The 12,438-nt window shown below is 41.2% G+C and carries 9 protein-coding genes; all 9 read left to right on the plus strand.

What is annotated here, in order from left to right; all coding sequences use genetic code 11:
• Positions 1 to 38 precede the first annotated feature (38 nt).
• The 9 genes from L1D46_RS01830 to L1D46_RS01870 all read left to right on the plus strand — a co-directional run bounded on the left by L1D46_RS01830 (position 39) and on the right by L1D46_RS01870 (position 12,340).
• Positions 39 to 701, plus strand: a complete 663-nt coding sequence (locus tag L1D46_RS01830; protein ID WP_130050227.1) for a response regulator transcription factor — start codon at positions 39 to 41, stop codon at positions 699 to 701.
• A gap of 162 nt (positions 702 to 863) precedes the next feature.
• On the plus strand, positions 864 to 2,369 hold the full coding sequence (locus L1D46_RS01835; protein ID WP_239976650.1) for a serine hydrolase: 1,506 nt from the start codon (positions 864 to 866) through the stop codon (positions 2,367 to 2,369).
• Between the two features lie 161 nt (positions 2,370 to 2,530).
• Positions 2,531 to 3,808, plus strand: a complete 1,278-nt coding sequence (locus L1D46_RS01840) for an HlyD family secretion protein (protein ID WP_178926386.1) — start codon at positions 2,531 to 2,533, stop codon at positions 3,806 to 3,808.
• Entirely contained in the window at positions 3,805 to 4,557 is a 753-nt protein-coding gene (locus L1D46_RS01845; protein WP_239976651.1) for an ABC transporter ATP-binding protein, read from the plus strand. The genes L1D46_RS01840 and L1D46_RS01845 overlap by 4 nt, the downstream gene beginning before the upstream one ends.
• Complete coding sequence (locus tag L1D46_RS01850; protein WP_167658252.1) at positions 4,557 to 7,007, plus strand: ABC transporter permease; 2,451 nt, start codon at positions 4,557 to 4,559, stop codon at positions 7,005 to 7,007. Before L1D46_RS01845 ends, L1D46_RS01850 begins: the two co-directional genes overlap by 1 nt.
• Before the next feature lie 57 nt (positions 7,008 to 7,064).
• A complete protein-coding gene (locus tag L1D46_RS01855) occupies positions 7,065 to 8,441 on the plus strand; it encodes a sigma-54 dependent transcriptional regulator (protein ID WP_239976653.1) in 1,377 nt (458 codons plus the stop codon).
• A complete protein-coding gene (locus L1D46_RS01860; RefSeq protein WP_239976655.1) occupies positions 8,442 to 9,722 on the plus strand; it encodes a HAMP domain-containing sensor histidine kinase in 1,281 nt (426 codons plus the stop codon). It begins immediately after the preceding gene.
• A 100-nt stretch (positions 9,723 to 9,822) separates the two neighbouring features.
• Positions 9,823 to 10,992 carry a DUF547 domain-containing protein gene (locus L1D46_RS01865; protein ID WP_130050220.1) on the plus strand — a complete coding sequence of 390 codons (1,170 nt, stop codon included), beginning with the start codon at positions 9,823 to 9,825 and terminating at the stop codon, positions 10,990 to 10,992.
• 181 nt (positions 10,993 to 11,173) lie between these two features.
• Positions 11,174 to 12,340: a DUF547 domain-containing protein gene (locus L1D46_RS01870; RefSeq protein ID WP_239976657.1), complete on the plus strand. Its 1,167-nt coding sequence runs from the start codon at positions 11,174 to 11,176 to the stop codon at positions 12,338 to 12,340.
• The last annotated feature ends 98 nt before the right edge of the window (positions 12,341 to 12,438 follow it).

The following is a 12,438-nucleotide window of genomic DNA, read 5'->3' on the forward strand; positions in this document are numbered from 1 at the left end:
AAATCACTTATAACATAACGCATTGGAGAATCGAGGGAATGTCTTTAGCTGTGAACACTATAATCGCCGATGATCACCCGTTATTTAGAAGTGCACTGCGTCAAGCCGCCGCGACATCAGTGCCCGAAGAACATATTAAAGAAACAAGTGACATTGATGGCTTGTTCGCACTATTAAATGCACATCCTGAAATTGAACTGATATTCTTAGACCTAACTATTCCAGGTGCAAATGGCCTACAAGCCCTTTCGCAATTACGAAATCACTACCCAGATATCTTAGTGATTATGGTCTCTGCCAATGAAACCCCCGCCATAATCAAACAAGCCATGAGTCTTGGCGCTGCAGGCTATATTCCTAAGTCATCTTCTTTAGATGTCATCAGTGAAGCAATTAGCCATGTATTAAATGGCGACACTTGGCTACCACCCGAAGTTGATTTAACCGATGTAGTGATAAACGACGAACAAAGCGAATTTGCTCGCAATCTTGAAAAGCTTACACCACAGCAATATCGCGTATTGGCGATGATTGCCGACGGTTTATTGAATAAACAAATCGCTTTTGAAATGTCGATTCAAGAAACTACTATCAAGCAGCATGTTTCAGCGATTTTACGCAAGCTTAATGTTTATAACCGCACCCAAGCAGGCATTTTGTTTAATCAACTTTCACAGGTTGGCAAAATCGAAGAAAGCTAATTTAAGCTTTCACTCCCAGTTTTAATTTGAAATTCCCATAAATGGGAATTCCTAAACCAAGATACAAAATAAAAACCATAAATTTCAAAACGTTAAATATTGGCATACTCCTCGCTTTAGTGCTCACATCAAAACTATCTAAGTAAAAAGTAATAGATAAAAATGAACACTAAGGACAACATCGTGTACACAGCTTGCAAAAAACTAGCAAAAAAATTAATTCTTCCGACCATAACACTGCTATCAGCCAGTTTCTGCGCCTTTTCTGCACATGCAGATGAGCTTGACCAATGGGTGGTTGAGTTAATGCAAAAAAGAAATATTCCAGGGCTACAACTCGCCGTCGTTCGAGATAATAAAGTAACTAAAGTTGCCAGCTACGGAGTTGCAAATATTGAAGATAATACCGCCGTTGATGGCAACACTTTATTTGCCATTAATTCTGCAACAAAAGCTTTTGTTGGTGTGGCGCTGATGCAGCTTGTTGAGCAAAAGAAATTAGATCTTAATGCGCCTATTGGCACTTATCTGCCAGAATTGCCAACTGAGTGGCACGCTATAACAACCAGAGAGTTAATGAGCCATACATCAGGCTTACCTGACATAATAAAAGGTGAAGTTGCTGATTTAATCTCAGATCAAGGACCCGATGATGCATGGCAACTAGTTCAAACCAAGCCATTAGAATTCGAAACAGGCACTCGCTTTAAATACAACCAAACAAATTACGTTATTATTGGTAAGTTAATTAACAAACTATCGGGGATGCCATTTCAGCAATTTATCGAAAAAAACCAATTACAGCAGGCTGAAATGAGCAGAACACTTGAAGCGGGCTTTAATAACCTCAACAATGCTGTAAAGCACTCAGCAAGACGATACGAAAATCAAGGCGATGAACTGTTCAACTCAAGAGAAGCCATTTTTTCTGAAATGTTACAAACCGCCGCAGGCATGGCATCAACAGCAGCAGAATTGGCAAATTGGCTAATCGCTTTACAAACAAATCAATTTATTAGTGAAGACAGTATACAGCAAATGTGGACTCCGACTCGCCTAAAAAGCGGTCACACTCAAGGCTTCAATCAACGTTTAAACGGCTACAGTCTTGGCTGGCCTGTTATGGACCGAGAAGAGCATCCTGCATTAGCCGCTGTGGGTGGTAACAGGGCTGGTATCTTTGTTTACCCAGAAGATAATATGTCAATTGTGATCTTAACCAACTTAATGGGTGCAATGCCATCGCAATTTGTAGATGAAATTGCTGGCTTTTATATTCCAGAAATGAAACAAGAGAATGGCTTTGGCCTGCCCAAAAATATAAAACGCTTATGGCAAGTTCTTGAAGTACAAGGCTACGAAAATGCAATTGTGGCTGCGGATCAATTAAGTAAAGAAAAGAAGATTCAATTTGCTGAAAACGATATTAACTTATGGGGTTATTCGCTTATCAACCAAGACAAACTCAATGAAGCATTAGCGGTTTTTAAGCTTAACACACACCTTTACCCTAATAGTTATAATACCTTTGATAGCCTAGCAGAAGCGTACTGGTATCTCGGTAACCTTAAACAAGCAATAGCCAACTATAACCAAGTACTCAAGCTTAAACCTGATAACGCACATGCTAAAAAGCAACTGGCTAAACTTGCAGAATTAACCCAGTAAACACTGCATTATAGTTTGTCCCACTTTTGATTTTATTAATCCCAAAAGTGGGAAAGCCCACCTAATCACAAAATTAAAAAACGATAAAAATCAATAAATTAAACCTTGGCACGTTACTCGCTTTTGTGTTGCTAAACTTACAACGCAATGAAATATAGCCAATGGATTTAGACAGCACTCTAAAACGTAAACCTCAGCAATCAAAAGCTAAAAAATGGCTTATTGGTGCAGCTATTAGCGTGTCAGCGCTTGGCGCTATAATGGTTTATCAATGGGCGACACCCACCGTGGTTTCTGCAAGCCAATTGCAAATAGCGACCGTAGAACAAGCCGATTTTGTAGTAAAAATACGTGGCTTTGGCCGTTTAAAACCGAAGTATCAACGCTATTTAACCAATACTGACACCGCAATGGTCGAAGCTATCCACGTTTACCCCGGCACTATTGTTAACAAAAACACGGTGATTTTAAGCCTAGTAAACCCTCAGCAAGCGCAGCGTTTATCGGTCGCTCGGCTAGAACTCGCTCGCCAAAAAGCCAGTGTTAATGAGCAAAAAATTAACCAGCAAAGTGAGCTACTTGAACGCCAAGCGAATCTCGCCATTTTAAAAAGTGAGCTACAAAGCGCAGAGCTTAGAGTCGATGCCGAAAGTAAACTGATCGAACAAGGAATTGTTTCAAGCCTAGATTATAAACGAAGCATGCTAAACGTTGCACAGCTTACAGAGCGCGTAAGTATCGAGCAGCAACGCCTCGCTCAGCTCAAAGAAATGCACTTACAACGTAGCAAAATACAGCAAGAGCTATTAAGCCAATTTGAGCTTAATTATCAAGTTGAGCAACATGCTTTTGATCAGCTGCAAATAACGGCAGGTATCGATGGCATGCTACAAGAATTGAATGTTGAACTTGGTCAGAACCTAGTGCCGGGCACCCGCCTTGCTGTGGTTGGCTCAAACAAAGCACTAAAAGCAGAGCTGAGTGTGAAGCAAGCTGATGCCGAAAAAGTGGCACTCAATATGGCAGCAAAAGTAAACACCTTTAGCCAAGCAAGCCACGGTGAAGTTGATGCCAAAGTTACCCGAATTGACCCTATCGTTACCGATGGTCGGGTTATTATTGAACTTGATTTACAAGGCACACTGCCTGCCAATGCCCGCCCAGATTTAAGCATTGAAGGTTATGTTGTTAGCAACATTATTCCCGATGCGTTAACCATTAACGTGCCGCAAAAAGCGCAAGCACACAGCGAAGCCACGCTATTTAAACTTAATCCAAATACCCAGTTAGCAACGCCAACTAATATCGAATTTGGTACACTCAGTGACAATCAAATTCAACTTTTGAGCGGTGCCACCGTGGGCGAACAGCTGATCATTTCTGACCTTTCTAAATGGCAGCATTTGGCAACAATAAAAATCGAACAGGACAGCTTATGAAAACCAACACGCTTATCTCATTAAACAAAATCGCCAAAGTTTATCGCGGCCAAAATGTTGAAACCTATGCATTAAAAGACATCAGCCTGAATATTAACCAGGGTGACTATATTTGCATTAGCGGCCCATCTGGCTGTGGTAAATCGACGTTGCTGTCATTACTAGGCTTACTAGATAGCCCAACTGCTGGCGACTATTTCATTAAAGAAGTCGACACAACAACCCTCGATATGGATCAGCAAGCTGAACTTAGAAACCTTCACATTGGTTTTATATTTCAGTCGTTTAACCTAATTGATGAATTATCGGTGTTTGACAACGTGGCACTGCCGCTCACTTACCGAGAGCCAGCCATGAGCCCGAGCGAAATAGAGCTTGCGGTAAAACAAGCCCTTGATGAAGTTGAAATGGGCCACCGTGCTCAGCATAAACCAAACCAATTATCTGGTGGTCAACAACAGCGTATTGCCATTGCCCGCGCATTGGCTGGCAAGCCAAGCATTTTATTGGTGGATGAGCCAACCGGTAACTTAGATTCAAAAAATGGTGATGCTGTCATGGACTTGCTCGATGAGCTAAATAAAAAAGGCACCACGATTTGTATGGTAACCCATGACTTACGTTATGCCGGGCGCGCTAAAACGCAACTTAAATTGTTAGATGGTGAAATTGTTTCCTACTCTGAAGCTCGCCAAGCACCTAGCAGCGACACTGCTGAGCAAGTTCTCGAAAGCGCCGAGGTGATGTAATGAAATTAACCAAAACACGCGCCCAATTAAGCTTAGCGTGGGCATCATTAATGAATGCACCGGGCTTTGTCACTGCGGTTATCGCAACGCTTGCTTTAACACTGGCCACCTTGTTTGTGGTGCTTAGCCTTGTTAACAGCTACTTTTTAAAGCCCCTTGATGTGTACGATGAAAGCCGCATGGTGGTGGTTGAGCAATCACTTACCTATGATGACTATGATGCTACTGGCTTTCAAAGCTATCAGTCGATGGTGCATTGGCTTAAGCATAATCAAAGCTTTGAACAAAGTATGATGATCAATGCAGGTGAGCAAATTTTTGCAAACCTTGATGGCGAACCGAAAGAGCCTGTGCTGTATGTTGGCGGCAACTATTTTGACTTATTAAACACGCCATTTTTAATGGGACAAGGTTTTGACCTTGGAGAAACGCTAGAAACTCCTGATGACCGGGTTGTTATATCTGCTAACTTCTGGCGCAAACATTACAACAGCGACCCGAACATTATTGGTAAAACACTCTCAGTCATGGCTGGTGAAACCGATTATGTTCACCGTATCGTCGGTGTTGTTGATGACTCATTCAGCCCACCTTACATGTTTAAAGCAAGTGATGTTGAAGTGTGGTTTCCATCCAGTGCTGACCGCCGTTTCTTTCACAATGACGATTGGCAAAGCCCATGGACAAACACGTTCAAAAACCTAAAACTAATTGCTGTTTTAAAGCCTGGGGTCACCATAGATCAAGTTAAAGTCGATTTAAAACAGCAAATTGATACGGTTAAATCAGAATGGCTAAACAACGGGGGGATCACCGATGTAAAACCTGAAGTAACCCCTTATCGTGACGTTGAGCTGGGTAATAACGATGACTTAAGCTTGATGATGTTAGCCGGTGCGGTAGGGCTACTGATTATTGCAGTACTTAATGTAAGCACTTTGTTCTTCTCACGCGCTCTTGCTCAACATAAAACCCTCGCCTTGCAGGCGGTGTTAGGTGCAAAACGCAGCACGCTATTTAAAAGTATCTTTTTACAATCACTGATTTTAATGACCTTATCGGTAAGCATTGCGCTGTTTTTATCGGTATGGGGCATACGTTTATTTAAAGTATTGGCAGAAGGGCGTTTACCACTGGTGAATAGCTTAGCCGTTGATACCACGTTAGTTATTGTTGCCATTATACTGTGTATTGCTCTTGCTTATATTTTCTCTGTAATTACAGCACGTTTGGTAAATTACAAAACCCTAAATACGCAAATGCAAAACAGTGGTAAGGGCGGTGTTTCGCAGGTATCTGGCCGCACAGTGCGTATTTTAATTGGCTCACAAATGTTTGTTGCCGCGCTGCTTGTAAGTTTTTCTGTGATGGTAGTCAGTAAAGCCATGGGCACGATTAACCGCCCACTCGGTAGTGATACCGAAAACCTGTATTTTGCTAACCTTTTCCAGCCAAATAATCAAATGTCATTGGCTGAGCGCTACGAACACATGCTGCAATACAAGCAGGTTTTGCTTGATAGCCAAGGCATTGATGATGTTGCCCTGGGTCACAGCCCTGTTTCGCAAAGACAAAACGCCAACACCTTGACTGATGTAAACGGTAAAAGCTCCGTTTTCTTCCCTAGTCAGTGGGTAGGGCCTGATTACTTTGCTTTAGTTAATACCAAAATTCTCGCCGGCCGCACCTTTACTGAACAAGCAATACGAGGTGAAACCAACGAGATACTGGTATCAGTCAGCGTGGCAGAGAACTTATTACCAGGCCAAGACTATAGAAATATTATCGGCAAGAGCTACCAAGGCTTAGAAGAAAAGATGTATGAAGTGGTGGGTGTAACCGAAGATTTTAATCACCCTAAATACTACGATGAATCGTTTGGTCGTCACATTTGGTGGCCTGCAACACCGTATAGCTACATGTTTACTATCAAAGCTTCTGAAGGCGTTAAGCTGACTAATAAACAAATACTTAATACGCTAAAAGAAAAGAACAGCGACTTAACCATGTGGCAGTTTAATGACCTGCAACAAGAGTACGACAATTTACTGTATATGAGCCGACTGACAGTGGTTCTGTGTAGTACCTTAGCGCTATTTACTCTATTATTAGCAGCAATCGGTATTTTTGGGGTACTGAGCTACAACCTGGGTCTACGCCGTTATGAGTTTGGTATTCGTATGGCATTAGGTGCGAAAAAAGCGCGCTTATTCAAGCTGATGAGTGTTGAAGCTATTATCCCTGTGCTCATTGGCTTTGCGGTTGCTCTCGCCGCGGTAATGGTGGGTTTTTACATGTTACAAGGACAGCTAATGTCATGGCTGATACTTGATGTAAGACTGCAATTACTCGCTTGGAGTATTACCTTATGTATTGCGCTATTCGCTTGCTTTAGACCTTTGGTTTTACTGCTTAAAGCAAAACCTATGGCCGCACTACGTAACGATTAACAGCACAAAATGGTGGCTTAAATTTAAGCCACCTCAACAGGATAATAAGAAAACATCATGGACAAAATCTTAGTCATAGACGATCAAGCTGATGTACGTCTGGCTGCTACTGTTGCATTACAACAACTGGGCTTACATTGCCTTGAGGCCGAAGGCCCTGAACATGCCCTTGAGTTATTAAAATCAGAGCACATTAGCCTGATTTTGCTCGATATGAACTACAAGCTCGACACCACCTCAGGTGAAGAAGGGTTACGCTTTTTAAAGCAACTAAATCAATTAGGATCGACCATACCTGTCATTGTGATGACCGCTTGGGCTAGCATTGATGTTGCCGTTAAAGCCATGCAATTAGGGGCTGTCGACTTTGTTGAAAAGCCATGGAATAACTTACGCTTAACCGCCGTTGTGCAACAACAACTCAAGCTCAAGCAAAGTAATCACGACAACGCGTGCTTAAAGGCGCTTACCAGTGACACACAAGCACATTACATAGCTAAATCAAAAATCATGCAACTGTTGCTTGCCAAAGCTGAGCGCGCAGCAAAAACCGATGCCAGCATTTTAATTACCGGCGAAAATGGTACAGGCAAAAGCTTATTAGCACATTATATTCATAAGCATTCTCTCAGATGTGATAAACGCTATGTAAGCGTGAATATTGGCGCTATTGCGCCAACGCTATTCGAAAGTGAATTATTTGGCCATAAAAAAGGCTCTTTTACTGATGCCAAAGAAGACCGCTTAGGGCGTTTTGAAATTGCCGAAGGCGGCACCTTATTTTTAGACGAAATTGCGACTTTAAGCCTTGAGCTGCAAAGTAAAATGCTCCGCGTGCTAGAAAGCAAAGAGTTTGAAGTGCTAGGCTCAAGCCAAACCAAAACCGCCGATGTTCGCATTATTTCTGCCACCAATAGTGAATTAGCTACGGCAATTGAGCAGGGTGAGTTCCGCCGTGACTTATTATTTAGACTCAATACCATTGAACTGCACATTCCACCGCTTCGCGACAGAAAAGACGACATCGCCCCCTTGGCAGAACACTTATTATTGGTGCATGGTAAAAAATACCAACGTGCAAATATGGCGCTAAGTCCTGATGCTCTAAACGCGCTAAAAAACTACAGCTGGCCTGGTAATATTCGTGAGCTAAGCCACTGCATTGAACGCGCGGTGATCATGAGCGATAACAACAATATTCAAGCCAATGACCTCATTTTAGATCAACCAAGTTGCGAGCAAACGAATAGTAATGCTGAACAAGCCTTGCCACTATTGCCCCTTGAAGAGCTTGAGAAACAAATGATTCAAAAAGCGCTGCTGCAATTTAATGGTAATGTTATCGCCGCAGGAGAATTTTTAGGATTAAGTAAATCGGCGATTTATCGTCGCATTGATAAACATCAGCTCGATTTAAAAGAAGTAGAACGCTAAATGAGTAGCAAGTTGTCGTTAGAGCAGCGTATTCGACGCTATTTTTTTATGGTTATAGCGGTGCTATTTACGCTTGGTATTGCCCTTTCGCTCAGCTTAAAACTAGATTGGTTTGCCAGTATTAGCCTATTATTGCCGTTTATCGGGATAAGCGCTTTTGCTTTAATTAAAAGCTACCGCGTGATCATCGATGTGATTGAACGCTTTGGTCTGCAACTAGATGCACTGGCAAATGACGAAAGTAATAGTTGGCATTTAGCGTCTTATCAAAGTGGACGAGTCGCAGCGCTTAAGCAAGATTTTGCCAAGCTCAGCAATAAAATAGCCAAAAATAAGCGCCATTATATGCAAACAGAAGAGTTTGTGTTTGAGTTTGCCAGCATGCTGGACTTACCCATCGTTATACTAGACCCCCATGGCTTGATTTACTTTAGTAATAAGGCGTTTAAAAACAGTATTATCCATCGCCAGATTGAAGGTAAATCGGCCAGCGACTTAGGCATTGCCCTGCATGGTGGCGAATGGCAACAAAACAACGACTCACTGTTTAAACAACGCTTTCAAATCTCATCGCAGACTTTTTGGCGGACCGGCAGAAACTTTGAATTACTGACCTTCTTTTCAATTGAGCAACAGCTTCGCGATAATGAACAACTTGTTTGGCAACGGTTAATTCGAGTGTTAAATCATGAAGTGCGTAACTCACTCACGCCGATTTATTCAATGAGTCAATCATTGCAAACCCTTAAGCGCCAAGGACAAATTAGCAGTCACGATGATCTCGCCCAAGATATGCTGCAAGTTATAGAAAAACGCGCTCAGCACTTGCTTGATTTTGTAGCCAGTTACAGTGCGTTTGCCAAGCTACCCCCCGCACAAAAACAGACAATCAGTAGCGAGCAACTAAACACACGTTTAAGCGCTATATTTCCTGAACTAGTGATAAATAGCAGTGAAGAATTATATGTTGATGCCGACTTAGGCCAGCTAGAACAAGCATTGATCAACCTGATAAAAAATGCCTTTGAAGCAGGCAGCAATTCAGCCCCTAGCCTCACTTGGTCAAGGCAAGGTGATAGCTTAAATATTGCAATTAGCGACCAAGGTTGTGGTATTCAAAACCCTGATAACTTGTTCGTGCCATTTTACTCAACCAAAGCAAATGGCACAGGTATAGGGCTTGTGATCACCCGAGAACTTGTGCGCAACCAAGGTTTTGAGTTATCGATAAACTCAAAACCCCAGCAAGGCACAGAAGCTAACATCACCGTACCTACTTAAGCAACGAAAAAGGTTAGTACTTTAAACAAAAACAACAGATTGTTGCGCTTATAAAAAAACCACGCTATGTTTATTTTTTAAACTACGGAAGGTCATAAAAATGAAAAACGCCATAAAACCCATCGTATTAGCAACATCACTTATTCTAGTTACAGCCTGTAATTCAACGGCCCCTATTAATAAAACAGCAACGACAGCTATTAACCAAGAAAAATTTAGCCAATTTCATCAGTACGATGAAAAATCTAATATCACCCTTGAGTACACTGACTACGGACAAATATTAAATGCCTCAGTGATTGATTTAGGTATGTCAGACCGCTATCGCATTTCAAATAATACGAGCAAAATAGGCACGCGGTTGTCGTCGAACCCAAAACCGTCGACTGCAACAGAAGCAAACCGCTTTTATTATGATTCGTACAAAAAGAATCCTCAGATGAAGCAAGACTTGCAAATAGTGCAAGAAAATATGGCCGACCTGCCAAACAAAATTAATTTAAGTAACTTACCAAAATCAGAGTTACTCGCTTACTGGCTCAACCTCTATAACGTGACGGTACTCAATGAATTAGTGCAGCAGTACCCTGTTAAAAACCTGACCAAGTTATTAAACGAAGAACCAAATTTTTTTGATAAGCCACGCTTTAACTTTAATGGTAACCAGTATTCATTAAACGATATTGAGTACAACATTGTTGCACCGCTATTTAACAATGACCCGCTATTAATATATGGCTACTACCGTGGCTACATTGGCAGCCCAAACTTGCTTGACCACCCATATACAGCAAAAAATGTGTTTACCGCCCTGACCACCAATGCAGTGCAATTTGTAAATTCAAACCGCGGTAGTGTGATAGGTAACCATAGCACTCGTGTTTCTTCTTTATACCTTGAAAAGAAAAACTATTTTCCTAACTTTGAAGAAGATTTAGCTGACCACCTTCAATCGTTAGTAATTCAAGAGCCAGATAAAGACCAAGTTGTGCAAAACCTCTCTTTTAGTATCGATAACTACGATATTACCGACATTCTAGGTAGCGATGTTGAATATGGTGGAGGTAACGCGACTGTCGCCGATCCGAGTATAGTAGCAGAGGGCTTCGATACTAATTTTGTTACTTATGGTGAAAACTTAACCAAAGAAGTCGGCCATGTAAGCCCGTTACGCCGCGAGATTTTGCAAAAAATCACGCAAAAATACTATGAAGCAAATACTCGCGTTGAAATAAAAGACTTACCAACTAAAGAGTCTGAAGATAAATAATATAAAGCTAAAGCGGCTCGCTATGAGCCGCTTTAATCCCCCTGAAATACCCAACTAAAACACTTAGCAAAACCGCAATAGCCAACTTTAAGTCTTGTTTTTTCTGTGTTAATTACCTGGATATTGCCAATTTAAAGTAAAAGTAATATGTTTATTTTCTGTACTAAGGAAGGTGGTAAAAATGAAAAGCGCTATAAAGACCATCGCATTAACAACATCACTAATTTTAGTTACGGCCTGTAATTCAACGGCTCCTATTAATAAAACAGCCATCACAGCAATTAACCAAGAAAAATTTAGCCAATTTCATCAGTATGATGCAAACTCAAACATTACTCTTGATTACGCTGGCTATGGGCAAATATTAAGTGCTTCGGTCATTGATTTAGGCATGTCTGACCGCTACCGCATCACCTCACACACCACGACGATTGGTACACATTTATCATCCAACCCTAAACCTTCAACAGCAACAGAAGCAAACCGCTTTTATTATGATTCATATAAAGACAATCCTAAAATGAGGCAAGCCTTGCAGGTCATACAAAAAAATATGGCCGACCTGCCAAATAAGATTAACTTGAGTAACTTGCCAAAGTCTGAACTGCTAGCTTACTGGTTCAATCTTTATAACGTGACGGTACTCAATGAGTTAGTCCAGCAGTACCCAGTAAAAAACTTATCTAAGCTAATAAACGAAGAGCCAAGTTTTTTTGATAAGCCACGCTTTAACTTTAACGGTAACCAGTATTCATTAAACGATATAGAGTACAACATTGTTGCACCGCTATTTAACAATGACCCGCTATTAATATATGGCTATTACCGTGGTTATATTGGTAGCCCAAATTTACTTAACTACCCATATACAGCGAAAAATGTATTTACCGCCCTGACTAACAATGCAGTGCAATTTGTAAATTCAAATCGAGGCAGTGTTATTGATACTCATAGCACACGTGTTTCTTCGTTATACCTTGAAAAGAAAAACTATTTCCCTAACTTTGAAGAAGACTTAGCTGACCATCTTCAATCATTAGTTATTCAAGAACCAGATAAAGACCAAGTTGTGCAAAACCTCTCTTTTAGTATCGATAATTACGATATTACCGATATTTTAGGTACCGATGTTGCTTATGGTGGAGGTAATGCAGTTGTTGTCGATCCTAGTATTGTGGCACTGGGCTGGGATAAAACATTTACGACCTATGGTAACCACTTAACTAAAGCTGGCACCGTAAGCACATTACGCCGCGAGATTTTGAAAAAAATCACGCAAAAATACTATGAAGTAAATAGTCGCGTTGAAATAAAAGACTTACCAGCTAAAGAGTCTGAAGATAAATAATATAACCCTAAAGCGGCTCGCCATGGGCCGCTTAGACTCACCTCTTCCTACGAGACCTACCTATAAATATTTAATTTTTATTTGGCTCATGCCGTGAA

Origin of the sequence: Pseudoalteromonas sp. Isolate3, assembly GCF_022398505.1 — a bacterium.
GTDB classification, from domain to species: Bacteria; Pseudomonadota; Gammaproteobacteria; order Enterobacterales; family Alteromonadaceae; genus Pseudoalteromonas; species Pseudoalteromonas apostichopi.

Bases quoted from the DNA above. Each gene is read 5' to 3' on its own strand.
- L1D46_RS01835 (WP_239976650.1), top strand. From the start codon at position 864: ATGAACACTAAGGACAACATCGTGTACACAGCTTGCAAAAAACTAGCA.
- L1D46_RS01860 (WP_239976655.1), top strand. From the start codon at position 8,442: ATGAGTAGCAAGTTGTCGTTAGAGCAGCGTATTCGACGCTATTTTTTT.
- L1D46_RS01855 (WP_239976653.1), top strand. From the start codon at position 7,065: ATGGACAAAATCTTAGTCATAGACGATCAAGCTGATGTACGTCTGGCT.
- L1D46_RS01865 (WP_130050220.1), top strand. From the start codon at position 9,823: ATGAAAAACGCCATAAAACCCATCGTATTAGCAACATCACTTATTCTA.
- L1D46_RS01845 (WP_239976651.1), top strand. From the start codon at position 3,805: ATGAAAACCAACACGCTTATCTCATTAAACAAAATCGCCAAAGTTTAT.
- L1D46_RS01850 (WP_167658252.1), top strand. From the start codon at position 4,557: ATGAAATTAACCAAAACACGCGCCCAATTAAGCTTAGCGTGGGCATCA.
- L1D46_RS01870 (WP_239976657.1), top strand. From the start codon at position 11,174: ATGAAAAGCGCTATAAAGACCATCGCATTAACAACATCACTAATTTTA.
- L1D46_RS01840 (WP_178926386.1), top strand. From the start codon at position 2,531: ATGGATTTAGACAGCACTCTAAAACGTAAACCTCAGCAATCAAAAGCT.
- L1D46_RS01830 (WP_130050227.1), top strand. From the start codon at position 39: ATGTCTTTAGCTGTGAACACTATAATCGCCGATGATCACCCGTTATTT.